Genomic DNA, 14,869 nt, shown 5'->3' with positions numbered 1-14,869 from the left:
AAGGTGGAATACACGTGGCTATAGATTATGAAAAAGAAGTAGGCTCTGCTAAAGTAGAGCAGAAATTCTTATATGAATCCGGCAATGAAATGGCAGCTTATGCTGCTCATCAGATCAATTATCATGTAATGGGGTATTTTCCGATTTCTCCATCGACAGAAGTAGCGCAATTTCTTGATACGATGAAAGCGAACGGCCAGCATGATATTATGCTGATTCCGTCTGATGGCGAGCATAGCTCTGCTGGAATCTGTTATGGCGCTTCAACGGCTGGCGGACGGGTATTTAATGCTACCAGTGCCCAAGGTTATATGTTCATGCTTGAGCAATTGCCTGTACAAGCTGGTACGCGTATGCCTATGGTTATGAATCTAATCTGCCGTTCGATCTCTGGACCACTGAATATTCACGGGGATCATTCTGATTTGTATTTTGCTTTGAATACAGGTTGGCCTATTTTAATGTGCCGGGATCCACAATCTGTTTATGATATGAACCTAATGGCATTGAAGCTTGCGGAACATGCTAAAGTTCGTCTTCCGGTAATGGTGGCTTCAGATGGATATTTCACTTCCCACCAGAAACGCCGCGTTCAAGCTTTTACTCATCGGGAGGATGTTCATAAATTTGTTGGACCACAACCTCCAACAGGCTTTACCGATACTTTAGACCGCAATAATCCTGTAACGGTTGGCCCTTATATGAATGAACCTGACTATATTAACAACCGCTATCAGCAGTCCGTAGCTATGTACAATGCGGGTGAAGTTTTTGAAGAAATTGCGAAGGAATTTGCTGAGTTAACCGGACGTCATTATCCAATGATCGAGGAATATCGGATGGAAGATGCTGAAGTAGCTGTATTCTTGATGAATTCTGCCTCTGAGATTATTAAGGATGTTGTGGATCAGCTTCGTTTGCAAGGGATCAAAGCCGGTGCAATCTCGCCGAATATGATCCGTCCTTTCCCGCAAAAGCAAATTGCTGAAGCGCTGAAAAATGTTAAAGCAATCACCGTTGGTGACCGTGCAGATTCTGTTGGCGGACACGGTGGTAACATGGTTAATGAAATCAAGGCAGCCCTGTTCACATATGGCAACACTACGACTAAAGTAATTAGCCGTATCTACGGTTTGGGTGGTAAGGACTTCTACGCAGAAGATGGTCATGCATTTTTCCAATTAGCAATAGATGCTGTTGCTGCAGATCGAGTAGACATACCATTTGATTATTATGGCCACAATCCGGGTACACCAGATAAAGCTCCGCAACGTCTTTTGAAGCCAATGGACTTTGACTCACTGAAGACAGGCTTAATCACTGTGAAACAGGATGAAGCAACAGGCAAATTAAGCGTACGGATTCCGCCGCTGCGCAGCTTGACGAAGAAACCTAAACGGCTCTCCCCAGGGCATGGTGCGTGTCCAGGTTGTGGGATTTTCTCAGGACTGGAGACTTTCTTCAAAGGGATTGAAGGGGATATCGTCGCACTTTATCATACAGGCTGTGCCATGGTAACGACTACGGGGTATCCGTATTCCTCCCATAAATCAACGTTTATCCATAATCTTTTCCAAAATGGAGCGGCTACCTTGTCCGGTGTCGTAGAGATGTTCTGGGAACGCAAACGTCGCGGTGAGTTGGATGGACTAGGGCTTAAAGAGGACTTTACGTTTGTTATGGTAACCGGAGATGGCGGTATGGACATCGGGATGGGACCGGCAATTGGAGCTGCACTGCGTGGTCACAAAATGATTATTGTAGAGTACGATAACGAGGGTTACATGAACACTGGAGCACAGCAGTCCTATTCGACTCCACTGGGTCACCGTACTTCAACCTCCAGTATCGGCAAGCAGCAGCAAGGTAAAGTTACTCAGCATAAAGATACAGCACAAATTATGGCGGCTACTAACATTCCTTATGTCTTCACGGGTTCGGAGGCGTATCCACAGGATCTGGTGAAAAAAGCGGCAAAAGCACAGTGGTACGCACAAAACGAAGGTTTGGTGTATGGTAAAATCCTGATCGCATGTCCGCTAAACTGGATGTCTGATGATAAGGAAGGCACTAACATCGTATCATTAGCTGTTGAGTCTTGCTTCTTCCCGTTATATGAAGTAGAACATGGTTCTACGAATATCACATATAATCCCGAAGATAAGGGTAAACGTGTTGAGCTCTCAGCATGGCTGAAGACAATGGGTAAAACTCGTCACTTGTTGAAACCTGAGAATGAGCCTGCTTTGCACAGTTTCGAAGAAGAAGTTGAGCGCCGTTGGAATCGTCTCAAGGCAAAACACGAACATCCTGACTTATAAAATGTGTTTTTCTCCAGTATATAAAATATGAAATAACCCGGCAGATTTGTCTGCCGGGTTATTTTGTAATTAGGGAGCATTTGCGCGTAAGAAGCAGTTATCGGACACCACTGACCTTAAACATAGTTTTCTTTCCCATTTGGATTTGTAACGGACTACATAGCAGTTATCGGCCCTAAAAACTCCCAATATGAACCCTTTTTGAAGGAATAGTGTCCATGGAGTCCGCGAAACTTCTGAAAAAGCTAAAAACCGGCAAATAACGTCTCTTAGGTCCTATGTGTTAAAGACATGGTCATTTACAGTTAGAATAAAGTCCAGTTCCCTTTTACTCTTGCATGTTGTTCAGCTCTAACTAGAAGATAGCGGGTACAAATGACAAGAAAAGCACTGCCTATGATTAAAGCACCGAGAGCCCACCACCAGCTAATGCCAATATTATCGTATAACGCCCCGCGCACAAGAACCAGACTATACGTGAGTGGAAACAGAAGAGATAAACCCGTTGCCCATGCTGGAAATACTGCTGGTGGAATACGAACCCCGCCAAACAGCTCCATTGGTGCTTGAAAGATGTAATAGAGTAGGCCTGAATCCCTGGAGAATAGAGATATCGCACACAGCAAAGCTCCCCATATAACCGCTGATATCATGATAAGTACTAATACAGGTAATAAAGCGCCCCAGTTAACAGTCGTTACATCCGCAAGAAAAATGAAAGTCAGAATGGAGAAGCAAGCGAACATCCATATTCCGTGAAATAGTGAATATACGGAACGTCCATACAGGAAGGCCATTTTTGACGCTGGAGTTAGGAACACTACCTCCAGTGTGCCCCCTTTGCGTTCTTGTTCGAATAACCATGCGGCTTGCACAACCGTCCAGTATAACTGAAAGACGAGATATCCACTCAGCAGAAAAAGGGGAATCCGTCCATCTGGGATTACTTTTGAGAGTGCTGATCCTGCTCCGGTTCTAAAGGGCTGCATGGTAAAGTAGGTGGTTAAAAAGGTGAGCGCCGGCCAGAGTAAAAGTGAAAAAAACACTGCGCGTCCCTTAACTCTATTTTGATGCTGCTTAGTGATCTCCGCGCTAAGGGTAAACCATAAGCTATGTAAGTTCATGATACCCTTCCTTCCGAAAGGAGGATAATTGCATCCTCCAGATTTGGTTTTTCGGATGCGAAGCTTTTAATGCTAAGCCCATGCTCCGTAGTCCATGGCAGCAGCTCTGTAATGATCCTATCAGCCGTTGGTGTCTTTACAGAAATGCGCTGCAGTCCATCACTTCGAAGTTCAAGTTTTTCTGTTGCGCAGACAGCCATTAATTCTGCAGGCTGAGTAAATGTTCGTAGATGCTCCAGTAGCTTTGGACGAAGTGATTCATGCCAGCCTGTAACCTCTAAATGAGCAGTTTGCGAGCCTGCAACCTGATGAACAATCCGCTCGGGTTTGTCACAGAGCAGAAGCTCGCCTCGATTCAGTACATAAACTCGGTCACAGAGCTCTTCGACCTCTTGTAAATAATGGCTGGTCAAAAGGATACCCTTTCCACCGTCCAGTGCAAGCTTCCTTATTGTACTGCGAAGCTGCCTGGCAATGGGGGCATCTAGGCCAAGTGTGGGCTCATCTAGAAATAAGTATTGTGGATCGTTGATAAGTCCGCGGGCGATTTGCAGCCGTTGCTTCATCCCTTTAGAATATTGCTCAACAGGTTGGTCGGCAGCTTGGGTCAAACCTACTTCCTCTAGAAGACGTCCTGCTTCTCTAGCGATTTGAGAGCTGTTCATTCCATAGAGTTTACCGAAGTATTCAAGATTCTCTCTGCCAGTGAGTCGCCAGTACAACATTCGTTCTCCTCCGGCGATCATATTTACTTTTTGCTGAATGGCCTGTCGATTCTTGTGTAGTGACATTCCATCGACTTCAATACTGCCGGAGGTTGGCTCTAGGAGAGTAGAAAGCATACGTATTGTAGTGGTTTTTCCAGCGCCATTTAGACCGAGAAGACCTACGATTTCCCCCGCGGCGATATCTAAAGATAGTGATTTCACTGCTGTCACTGATCTTTTTTCCGAACGAAACCAGCCCAGTTTATGTTTACTCTCGTAAATTTTAGTTACTTCATGCATGTTAATCAATACTTTTCACCCCTCCAAGGTTTTAGAATCGTTCGAACAACCCGCGCTCTATGCGCCGATTTGTCCATTGACCAACCGTTATGTATACAACACTAAGCAGTATGATTGGCCATATATCAGGTAATCGTATTGCTTCTCCAGTTAGCAGCGAACCTCGAAGGAGTTGTAGCGCATAGGTCAATGGAAAGATCTCACCTATAGCCTGCAAGTAGTCAGGTAAGTATTGCCTTGGAAACTGAAATCCACACAGTAGAGCAGTTAGCGTAAATAGAGTGTTTTGCACAATGAAGGTGTCCCTTGTATAAAGCATAATGCTTCCTAGCACCAGCGCCATCGCATAACAAGATAGTAAAAACAGCAAAATTCCCACGAGGACAGATATGAAATGGACAGAGGGGAGCCGAAGTCCTGCCAAAAGACCAAAGAAGAGAACCACCAGCAATTCCGCCCCACTTCGATACAACTGCTGGACTGCGTTTCCTAGAAAATAACCGCTCCGGCTTGAAGGGGAGAGCAACAGTGCCTCAAGTGTACCTTCTCTCCATTCGGTAATAAGTGCCCTGGATACATTCATCATCATACTGACGGAAAATATACTGAGCATACCTCCAATAATTACATAGGTCAGATAGTCATCACTGCCACTATAGATAGCAAATTTTGAATCTATATCCCCTTTGATTAGATACACATAAGAAAAATAAGAGATGATGACTAGATAAACTCCATCAATAATGTGTCCGAAAGTAAAGGTCCAGGGAAAGGCTCTAAGATTAGATTTTTGGTTTCTTTTTAGGGTTGCGATAGCGATATGCCACATATGTACTCACACCTTTCATTAACCTCATTGTTCAAGGTACTGCCTTTGCAGGATGAGCAGATTATCAAAGACTTCTTTGTTCACTGAATAAAATAAATAATTCCCTTTTCGCTGTGATTGGGTAAATCCTGCTTCACTTAGTTGTTTTAGCTGTTTAGAGACCGCAGCTTCAGAAATACCCAATATTGGCGCAAGCTGCTTGGTACAATGCGGCCCTTTCCACAGCAGTTTCAGTATTCGCATCCGCGTATCATCACTTAAAGCTTTGAGTTGGCGCAACAGGTCACTCGGCGGTCCCTCACTAAAGGCAAGACCGGGAACATCCACCGTGAGAGGCAAAAATAAAGTGTCTTCGAACCAGCCAACAAGCAGATGCGGAAATATGAATGTAGAAGGAAAAACGTACACTTGTCCAAGCTGGTCATAAGGAAAGTAATACGTTACAGCCTTTTGTACTGTTAGAGTCCCGTTCTCCGAGAGGAGACGTGGGTGGAGCGTATTTAGTGCCTTTTCCGGGGAACGACTGGCTAAGTCTTGAAACTGAGCGGCTGAGATGTTCATAAATGGTTCAATATAGTCCCATTCCTTCTCAAAGTAATCTTGTTCGTATGTAATTAATGTTGAGATTAACAGCTTGCGAACACCAGCCAGATTGTTTATCAGGTACTTCACGTTTCCGCTCAACTTCATCAGAGAACGCTTGCTTTCAGATTCATTCAGCCATTCGACTATGATACTTAGTGCAATTTCTTGATTCATAAATAGATAGACTAGCTCTGCATCCGGAAGTTTTTTGAGTAGGGTGATTCCTTGATTGCAAGAAATAGGGACACCCATACGGTCCGGTAAATCTAGCAAAGCGATCCAACGGTCTGACAACTGCCCAAGTGTGTGGATGTTCTCCTGTAGAGCAAGAGGCATCCTTTTCTTGAGCTCCAGAGCCCAATGTAATCTTGTTGGATGGTGTTCTGGTTGATGGAAGACATGCAGACTGCATAATAACTCATGAAAAGGACTGACGACCGTTTTGATCTTTCGATTTAAAGTTTGGAGTGAGCTCATCTCTTTCCTTTCCGATTAACTGTCTGGTTAATCAAAAACCACTTTCGCGTAAAGTGTTCAAAATTATAGGGGGAATGGTCAAGTTTGTCAAATCTTTTATGCAGAAAAAAGCGAGAGCACATCCCCATGCGTTGATCATGGATGTTTCTCTCACTTATTGGATTCTTTTAATAGAGTTATGAAGTAGAGTTATCTTCTGCCTCTAGGCATCATGGTGTTATCGCACATGATATCTTTAACAGAATAGGTGTAGCAATGGCGAGGAACTGGGACACAGTGATGGCGTCTAACGATTTCTACCGGGTGAATAACATTCACAACTTGAGGGTGGTAATAATCTTGATAAACCACCTTAGGTGGGTCAGTGACAGTTTGGGCCGGACATTTTGGACATTCTTCTGACATTTCCTTCAGCTCCTTTGTGTGTGAACTTACCGTATTATACGCACAGAACAAAGGTATGCTTGGTTATTTGTCTAGTTTATAAAAAAATGGGTGGGATTATTGTTTGTATATCTCTCGCATTACATGACGAAGCTCCGGGATAATGAGCCGTTCCATAGCCAATTTAACGGCTCCAGTGGAGCCGGGCATAGAAAAAATAGCTGTGTTGCCAATCGTACCTGCAATTGCTCGACTAAGGATTGCCGCCGAACCTATGTCCTCTGTGTAGCTTATCATTCGAAAAATTTCACCGAAGCCCGGCAGCGTTTTATCCAACAAGGATGAAACTGCTTCGTAGGTGGTATCACGGGGAGAAATTCCTGTTCCACCCGTGAGCAGCACGGCTTCAACTCCAGTGTGATCAGCGTTTTTATAAAGTAGTTCACGAATGTCCTGATAGTTGTCTTTGATAATGGTGCGCCCTATAACTTCATATCCGGCAGCCTCAAGCATGGATTGGATTAATGCTCCACCGGTATCGGTTTCGGTAGTTCTGGTGTCTGAGACGGTAATGATATAGCAGGAAACGGATTGTGGTGCTTCCTTCCGATGTTCTTCAACGGATGACAATGAGATCAGCTCCTAAATTAGAGATGTTCTCATGATAGGTTATGGGGGAAGCAAAGACAAGTTTCGTTATCCAGCGCTAATCTTTTGAGGTTATAGGGATGCCGCTTGCGTGCTTTGGCATCATGTAGTAAACTCGCTACCATACCCGTAATTTGCAAGGAGCGATGAATCATGGAACAGGTTGTACCTGTGTATATATTGTCAGGATTTCTGGGAAGCGGCAAAACTACCCTGCTGCAGCGCCTGCTGGAACATTGGAAAGATCAGGGATTACGCCCGGCAGTAGTGATGAATGAGCTGGGTGAAGTGAATCTGGATGGGCTGCTGGTTGAGCAAACCGTTCCTATGGCAGAGCTGCTCGGCGGCTGTATTTGCTGTTCTATCCGAGGAGATCTCAGTACAGAGCTAACAACTCTTATCAAGAAGGAATCACCGGATGTGGTTGTTATTGAGGCCACAGGTGCGGCGAACCCGCTGGAAATTGTAGATGGCGTAACCGAAACTTCACTGTATCAAAAAGTAGAGCTGAAAAGCTTGATCACCGTCGTTGACGCCGCGCATCTGCTCGAATTGTACCGTGCGCAGCAGGGCGCAACCTATCGACTGATGCAGGAGCAAATTCGCTGCGCCTCTGTTTTGATTCTGAATAAAACTGACCGTGTCTCAGCTGATGAGGCGGAAGAGATCACAACCGTTCTGCGAAAATGGAATTCTTATGCACCGATTATGCCAGCGGAGCGTTGTGAGATCGACACAGAGGAGCTCCTGCGTAGCGCAGGTGGAGTTCTTACGGATACACAGCTTGAAGAGAATGACAGCGAAAGCCATGTGCATGAGGAAGCTCTGCAACCTTCAGGAGGCACCCATGCTTCCCACGATCACGTGATGGCATACACACATTACTTCAAACGACCTGTCAACAGCGAGACCTTTGAACAGTTCGTCAAGGAGCTTCCGCGTGATGTTTATAGGGCTAAAGGCATTGTGACCTTTAATGACACCTCCAGTCGCTTTCTTTTTCAATATGCTTACCGTGAAGCTGATTTTATGAAAATCACACCTCAAGGCGAAGTGCCAGATGTGGCTGTATTTATCGGGGAACATTTCTCATCCAGTGAGTTACGTACGAAGCTGCTGGAGATGGAAGGACGTATTTTAGTTCGGCCTGGTACGATCAAAAGAAGCCTATAATCCGTTCTGCTTCAGAAGAAGCTGTGGTTCATTCCTAATCTTGTAGGTTAATAGTAAGGCATACCATTAAAAATGCAGGAGGTTGAAGGCTATGACCCGAATTCAATATCAGGAGTGCATTGACGCTTGTCTCGAAAGTATGAATGCCTGTAACTACAGCTATGTCTCAAGCCTAAAAGAATATGATCTTGCATCTCTTCGTGAGAGCATGCGACTCGATCGTGAATGTGCGGATATTTGTTCTTATGCCATTCAAGCAATGACCCGTCAAAGTCCGTTTGTATCTGGAATTCTAAAACTATGTGCAGAAATATGTGAAGCATGCGCGGATGAGAGCAGCAAGCATATACATAATCACTGCCAAGAATGTATTAATGCCTGCCGTAAAGCTGCAGAGGCATGCCGTTTGATTAGCGATGCTGTTGAGGTATATGCGTAAGATCGTATAACTTAACTCTCATATATGAACTAATAGCCAGACTGCTGCTGTAGAAATATAGCAATAGTCTGGTTTTTTATATCCAGGTCTGTTTGATTCATGCGATTGGTAGAAAAAAAGAGGAGGAATACTGGATTGAAAGTAAGTTTTAGAAAGGGCTGCCATGGCAGTTCTTTCTTTTTTTTTGATTCCTAGAAGAGGAAATTCGTAGGGAACCGGAGAATTAACAGTAGATATGAAGGGAGAATGTTAAGTGGCGAACTTAGTAGATCGTAACTTTTCCGGCGGTAGTATAGGTGTTGCTACTTCCCTAATAGAATTAGAACAGATCAGTAAACAATATGGACGCCGACCCGTACTGGAAGATGTATCGTTCACTATTGAGAAGGGGACTGCAACTGCTCTGATCGGACGAAACGGATCCGGTAAAAGTACCTTGTTGTCAATCTTAGCTGGACTAGTCCATATTTCCTCAGGAAGGCTGACTTGTAAGGATCCAAATCTGAGAATTGGTTATGCACCTGAGATGTTTCCAGGATTGAAGCTAACCCCCGAACAGTACTTGCGAAGTATGGGACAAATTAGCGGCCTTGCGCCAGTCCTGATCGAGCAGGAGCTAACAACGTTATTTCAACTTTTTAAACTGGAGCACTTTCGCAAGCAGTCGATGCTAAATTTCTCCAAAGGGATGCTGCAAAAAATTAATTTGATTCAAAGCTTGTTGGGAAGTCCCTCGTTGCTGCTTCTTGATGAACCTATGTCGGGCCTTGATCTCCCCTCAATGAATAAGTTAGCTGATCTGCTCATCGGTTTGAGAAATAAGGGTACTGCTATAGTCTTCTCTGTACATGAACCCCAATGGATTGAATTGCTTGCGGATCAGGTTCATGTCATACATGAAGGGAAAATTGTAAAGTCAATTCAGGGGTCAGAGAAGCTGAACTTTAAACCCTCTACATACATACTATTGTCTAATCTGTCGATTCAGAAATTGCAGCAATTGAAGGAAATGGCAGGTTTCATTGCAATAAATACGTTTAAGGATAGTTGTAACATAGAACGTACGGCGTTGACAGTAACAAGATCAGAATCAGATACTTTTTTGCGGGTTATCTTGGAGTCGGGTGGTTCAATACAATCGGTAGAACCTCGCGGAGGATCGCATGACTTAGAAAAATGGATGAATCCTAGGAGTTGAACCAAGGGGGGCTAACGTGTATCCGTTTATCGTTTACATGCTGCGAAGTTATACTCGATCTCAGCGTTATTTCGGCCCGTTAGCGGGGATTGTGATTGCAGTCTTGATATTGTATTCTTATAAGCCTAATCCAGTTATGAATAGCTATGCCGCTACAGCAGTAATGCTCTTTATAAGCTGCGCTTGGATGAGTCTTAGTTTTTTGAATCATGAGCACGCTGTTCATCGGCAGATTGCAGTTGTTCACATGCGAAGTGCGGCAAAACATAGTGCAGGTAGTATCTTAACGCTTTGTTTTCTAACGTTGCTGCTAGATCTATTGATTGTCCTATATCCTTGGGTAACGGGTCATTTCGCAGAATCACCCGGGTCATATCGGTTAATTCTAGCGCTCATAGGACATGGATTATTGGGTATGCTTGGTGTGGCTATAGCTCTATTCTTTCAATCTTCATGGGTTCAAAAAGGCAGTCACGCAACAGGTATGTTGTTAGCTATCGTTGTACTATCACTGGGCGGAGCACAAATCAGCGAAAGTTTGCCTGGTATATTTCATTTTTTGATCTGGTTGTTGCCGCCAGTAACTCCTGTAATGGAGGCCATGATGAAAGCTGATACATTGTCATTAGCGGAGTTGTTAGGTTCCTTTGCACATGCATTAGTATATATAACACTGCTTATCGGTTTTTATTTGTACAGATCAAGACAGAGGGATTACAACAAAACATAACTTGTATAGATAAAAGGAACAAGGATATAGAAGTGGGGGAAAAGATGAAGGATACATATGTACCTGAGAGTGAACAATCGAAAGAGTTATTCGCCTATTTTGGACTGGCAGTTTATTATGGACAGGCCCTCGAGCAGCAGCTTACCAACTTGCTATTGCTTACTAAGCTATCACAAGGAAAAACGCCAACAGAAGCAGATCTGACAGACCTTTATCAGCGAAAACTCAGCAATTCACTCGGCCAACTCATCAAAGAAATCCAACATCATTTTCCATTCTCGGAGCAAGAAACCGCTCAGTTGGAGGAAGTGTGGAAACAACGTAATTACATCGTTCATGATTACTTTAAAGAACGTATACAGGAAACCTTTACGCCTGCCGGAAGGGCTAAAATGATTCGGGAGCTGAAACGATTTAAAAATAAGGCAAGTAGACTTGAAGTTAAACTGCAAGGCTACTGCACAGAAATGTTCACGAAGCTTGGGTTAGAGGAGGAAAACTTATTATAATAATCCTTCTAAGCCGCAAGCTGTTACAACCTCTGGTCTAAAATGAACCGAAGAAGCTCTAACACAGCGAGAGAGTGCAGTTAAAGCTTCGCCTAATGCCGGAATCATCTCCGGTGTTAGGCTTTCTCCAGGTTCCCACCACCAATTGTTAATATTCAATGTTTGGCTCTTCTTATCCATCACCGGTTCAAATCTGCCAACAAAACGATCATTATATAATATTGGCAGTACATAGTAACCATATTCTCGTTCTATTGCCGGCTTATAGACCTCCCAGCGGTAATGAAATCCAAATAATTGCCGAACCAGCTCGCGTTCCCACAACAAATTATCCAGCGGAGCCAAAACAGCCGCAAATGAATTACGTGGTTGAAGCCCAGTCTCTTCGGATTCTTGCAGCATCACAGACTCCAAGGTTGGAGCATCTATACTGCGGATATAAAGCGGAACCTTAATCCCCTCGACCCAAACCTCTCTGAGACTATCCTTCTCCAGCAATCTCTGAATCGCCGCAGCACGCTCTTTGCTCTTCAGTCCAGATATGCCCAGCCATCCGTCTCCAGATTTATTCCATAACAAGCCGATACTTCCTATTCTACGTAACACATACCAATCGTGAAATTGCTCTTCCGTGACATTTGGATCGGCTGAACTCAGCAGCTCTGAGGGTAACAAACGTTCAGCGAAATCATAATATCGCCGGGTATGTACACGATGGTGGACAACAATCTCTCCCCAAAAGTACATGCTTTCCATTGCAGCCCGTGATAATCTTGTCGGAGCCCAAGCCCAATCTACTTTCTCCTTTCCGTCTAAATCCAGAGAGGAGAGAGGACCACGCTTCTGAAGCTCTTCACGAACCTGTGCTACAGCGACCATTACAGGCTCATTAGCCTGATGATGGGAGGCAGCAGCAGTTCTTCTCCGCTTAAAATAAGGCCAATCCTCCGTACAATAAATAGACATGTTCTTGTCCCAGCCATCAACGAGCAGCCTGTCTTTATACAGAAGCTCTTGGACCAGTTCTGGCGTAAATCCCGGAATCCGTGCCTGAAGGACCAGCTCATGATTATGGCCAGCGATATTAAGGGGGTCATATTGGATGCAGCCTACGTGACGAACATAGTCATAAATACTATGTTTTCCAGAAGGGATAGCTCCAGCAGTTAACTTTTGATGAGATAGCAGAAAAAGCCTAGCTTGTTTCTTAGTCAAATTATAAGTAAGCATACTTTGCTCCTCCAAGGTTATGTATTAATTTCCATAATACAGAACATCTGTTCTAAGATCAAGCAGGAAAAAACCCTGAATCACAATGAAGTGACTCAGGGTTGTAAATTACATTTTCTCAAGAGAGGGTTGCAAGTTTCCGAGTGCTGGACGGTTGCTTGCGCCAGCGTTATCGCCAGAGCTGTTAGCAGCAGCACCTACTTGCAGCTGGTACATCCGGAAGTATCTTCCGCCAAGCGCCATCAGTTCATCGTGGCTGCCGCGTTCTACGATCTCTCCGTGATGCAGGACTAGAATCTGATCTGCACTGCGAATCGTGGATAAGCGGTGTGCGATGATGAAAGTGGTGCGTCCTTTTTTGAGAACTTCCAGCGCATCCTGAATGACGCTTTCCGTCTCTGTATCGATATTGGAGGTAGCTTCATCAAGAATGAGAATAGCTGGGTCAAAGGAGAGAGCTCTCGCAAAAGAAATCAATTGCCGCTGACCTGCAGATAAAGTACTTCCTTTTTCGATGACAGGTTCATCAAATCCTTGTGGAAGATGAGCAAGTAACTTATCCGCACCAACCTCACGCAAAGCTCGTTCTACCCGTTCACGGGAAATTCGTTCATCCCCTAGACTGACGTTCGAAGCAATGGTGCCCGTGAAGAGGTACGGATCCTGCAGTACGATGCCCATATGATTCCGTAGCCACTGCTTTGGAATATCCGTAACCTTTTGCCCGTCAATCGTAATATCGCCTTTTTGTGGATCATAGAACCGGAACAACAAATTGATGATTGAGCTTTTGCCGGAACCCGTATGACCTACAAGAGCGACAGTTTCACCCGGGCGTGCTTCAAAGGAGATATCGCGCAGGACGTAGTCTTTTTTATAAGCAAAAGATACATTCTTAAATTCCACATTCCCTTTGTAGCGTGGCATGGAGCCGTCCGTAACGTTCTCTCCAGGTTCATCCATAAGCGTAAACACACGTCCCGCAGATACCATAGAAGTATCCAGGTTCGCCAACTGGTTCACCATACCTGTGATAGGCTGGAACAAACGTCCCAGCACATCGACAAAGGCATACAGTACGCCTAAGGATACAAAGGTTGAACCAGTAATACTGCCATGTCCGAAATACCAAAGCACCATCACAAAAGAGAGACTACGAAGTGAGTTCACCAGATTGTGGGACGTGAAGGCATTCAGATTTAACATTTTATTCTGATATTTCAAGTAATCATCGTTCAGGTTCTCAAATTCTGCACTAAGCTGCTTCTGACGGCGGAATATCCGGACGATTGACATCCCCTGAATCGATTCATTAATAATGGCGTTAATTTCACTTAGACGTGAGCGAATGATCGTATTGTATTTGGTCGCAATTTTGCGATAGAGCACGATCCACAGCACAAGAATAGGTACAATGAACAAGCTGATCAGACCCAGACGGACATCAAGTAAGAACAGAGCGATATATACCCCAGTTATATTGATAATACCGGTGCTGAAATTGGAGAGGACGGCAATGAATAGATCCTTAATCGCCTCGGTATCATTTGTAACCCGCGACACTACCTTACCAGCAGGTAAATTGTCAAAAAAATGAACGGGTAGTCGCTGGATATGCGCGTATACATCTGTCCGCAGCTTCCGGATTACCTGATTCGCCGAAGATTGCAGCCAGTAGGTTTTTCCGAATTCAGCAAAGATGGAGATTACAAGAAAAATAGCATACATTCCCACCAACTGATAGATCCCAGGAAGCTCGGGTTTGTAAAAAGCGAACAGCTCATCTGCCGACAGCTTAACCGCCGGATAGATAACTTCATTATCACCACGGGTGATATGCATCTCTCCATCGATGAACTGTCGTTCACCGTCAGGCTGTGTTACAGCTTCGTTAATAAAATAGAAACTTCTCCCTGCTTGAAGAACACGAATTTCTTGGCCTTTAGTTTCACCAGGCTCAAAGCGATCGCCGCGTTTGTATAAACTATTGTTATATTCAGCCGCCTTATCGGGAGACGTGGTGCTGAAATAGGGCTTCTCGATGGCCAGCATGTGATTGTCGATCATGCTTTTGGCTATAAATGGACCTGCCAGCTCTGCCGCTACCCCGATTGAAAGCAGCAGAAGGGCTGCGATAAAGGTTTTCTTTGCGGTCAATGCATATTCCAGCAGGCGTTTGCCTGTACTTTTTGTCAACCGTGACACCTCCTAAAAT

At 44.5% G+C, this 14,869-nt stretch carries 13 protein-coding genes; 6 read left to right on the top strand and 7 right to left on the bottom strand.

Translation table 11 applies throughout. The features are described 5' to 3' along the window. Window positions 1-14 precede the first annotated feature (14 nt). The gene (locus tag MHH60_RS15085) at window positions 15-2,321 is read left to right on the top strand and encodes a thiamine pyrophosphate-dependent enzyme (RefSeq protein ID WP_076128294.1); all 2,307 of its coding nucleotides are present in this window, start codon (window positions 15-17) and stop codon (window positions 2,319-2,321) included. 305 nt (window positions 2,322-2,626) lie between these two features. Here MHH60_RS15085 and MHH60_RS15080 read toward each other — a convergent pair whose 3' ends face one another. From MHH60_RS15080 to MHH60_RS15060, 5 genes are all read right to left on the bottom strand, one after another. Next, window positions 2,627-3,445: an ABC transporter permease gene (locus MHH60_RS15080; RefSeq protein WP_076133813.1), complete on the bottom strand. Its 819-nt coding sequence runs from the start codon at window positions 3,443-3,445 to the stop codon at window positions 2,627-2,629. Further along, window positions 3,442-4,461: an ABC transporter ATP-binding protein gene (locus MHH60_RS15075; protein ID WP_218640667.1), complete on the bottom strand. Its 1,020-nt coding sequence runs from the start codon at window positions 4,459-4,461 to the stop codon at window positions 3,442-3,444. Before MHH60_RS15075 ends, MHH60_RS15080 begins: the two co-directional genes overlap by 4 nt. A 22-nt stretch (window positions 4,462-4,483) precedes the next feature. After that, on the bottom strand, window positions 4,484-5,152 hold the full coding sequence (locus MHH60_RS15070; protein WP_179088865.1) for an ABC transporter permease: 669 nt from the start codon (window positions 5,150-5,152) through the stop codon (window positions 4,484-4,486). Window positions 5,153-5,305: 153 nt separating this feature from the next. Further along, the gene (locus MHH60_RS15065) at window positions 5,306-6,343 is read right to left on the bottom strand and encodes an ArsR/SmtB family transcription factor (protein ID WP_081388868.1); all 1,038 of its coding nucleotides are present in this window, start codon (window positions 6,341-6,343) and stop codon (window positions 5,306-5,308) included. 501 nt (window positions 6,344-6,844) lie between these two features. Continuing rightward, window positions 6,845-7,363: a MogA/MoaB family molybdenum cofactor biosynthesis protein gene (locus tag MHH60_RS15060; RefSeq protein WP_076133809.1), complete on the bottom strand. Its 519-nt coding sequence runs from the start codon at window positions 7,361-7,363 to the stop codon at window positions 6,845-6,847. 165 nt (window positions 7,364-7,528) lie between these two features. Between MHH60_RS15060 and MHH60_RS15055 the strand changes: the two genes are divergently transcribed. The 5 genes from MHH60_RS15055 to MHH60_RS15035 all read left to right on the top strand — a co-directional run bounded on the left by MHH60_RS15055 (window position 7,529) and on the right by MHH60_RS15035 (window position 11,424). Then, window positions 7,529-8,548, top strand: coding sequence for a CobW family GTP-binding protein (locus MHH60_RS15055; RefSeq protein ID WP_076133808.1), 1,020 nt, complete (start codon window positions 7,529-7,531; stop codon window positions 8,546-8,548). A gap of 91 nt (window positions 8,549-8,639) precedes the next feature. Then, a complete protein-coding gene (locus MHH60_RS15050) occupies window positions 8,640-8,987 on the top strand; it encodes a four-helix bundle copper-binding protein (RefSeq protein ID WP_036688030.1) in 348 nt (115 codons plus the stop codon). Window positions 8,988-9,240: 253 nt separating this feature from the next. After that, complete coding sequence (locus MHH60_RS15045) at window positions 9,241-10,185, top strand: ATP-binding cassette domain-containing protein (protein WP_076133807.1); 945 nt, start codon at window positions 9,241-9,243, stop codon at window positions 10,183-10,185. Window positions 10,186-10,201: 16 nt separating this feature from the next. After that, on the top strand, window positions 10,202-10,915 hold the full coding sequence (locus MHH60_RS15040) for a hypothetical protein (protein ID WP_076133806.1): 714 nt from the start codon (window positions 10,202-10,204) through the stop codon (window positions 10,913-10,915). A 44-nt stretch (window positions 10,916-10,959) separates the two neighbouring features. Then, complete coding sequence (locus tag MHH60_RS15035; protein WP_038571625.1) at window positions 10,960-11,424, top strand: hypothetical protein; 465 nt, start codon at window positions 10,960-10,962, stop codon at window positions 11,422-11,424. On the opposite strand, the gene MHH60_RS15030 is transcribed toward MHH60_RS15035, so the two are convergent. Beyond that, window positions 11,419-12,654, bottom strand: a complete 1,236-nt coding sequence (locus MHH60_RS15030; protein WP_076133805.1) for a winged helix-turn-helix domain-containing protein — start codon at window positions 12,652-12,654, stop codon at window positions 11,419-11,421. The genes MHH60_RS15035 and MHH60_RS15030 overlap by 6 nt on opposite strands. Window positions 12,655-12,762: 108 nt before the next feature. Then, complete coding sequence (locus tag MHH60_RS15025) at window positions 12,763-14,850, bottom strand: ABC transporter ATP-binding protein (protein WP_076133804.1); 2,088 nt, start codon at window positions 14,848-14,850, stop codon at window positions 12,763-12,765. Window positions 14,851-14,869 lie beyond the last annotated feature (19 nt).

This window comes from Paenibacillus sp. FSL H7-0716, from assembly GCF_038002705.1.
Classification (GTDB): Bacteria; Bacillota; Bacilli; order Paenibacillales; family Paenibacillaceae; genus Paenibacillus_AQ; species Paenibacillus_AQ odorifer.
Note: the sequence above shows the minus strand (reverse complement) of the source record. Positions and strands in the feature narration are given on the sequence as shown.

Coding starts and splice junctions, on each gene's coding strand:
- MHH60_RS15080 (WP_076133813.1), bottom strand. CDS start 3,445: ATGAACTTACATAGCTTATGGTTTACCCTTAGCGCGGAGATCACTAAG.
- MHH60_RS15065 (WP_081388868.1), bottom strand. CDS start 6,343: ATGAGCTCACTCCAAACTTTAAATCGAAAGATCAAAACGGTCGTCAGT.
- MHH60_RS15055 (WP_076133808.1), top strand. CDS start 7,529: ATGGAACAGGTTGTACCTGTGTATATATTGTCAGGATTTCTGGGAAGC.
- MHH60_RS15050 (WP_036688030.1), top strand. CDS start 8,640: ATGACCCGAATTCAATATCAGGAGTGCATTGACGCTTGTCTCGAAAGT.
- MHH60_RS15035 (WP_038571625.1), top strand. CDS start 10,960: ATGAAGGATACATATGTACCTGAGAGTGAACAATCGAAAGAGTTATTC.
- MHH60_RS15030 (WP_076133805.1), bottom strand. CDS start 12,654: ATGCTTACTTATAATTTGACTAAGAAACAAGCTAGGCTTTTTCTGCTA.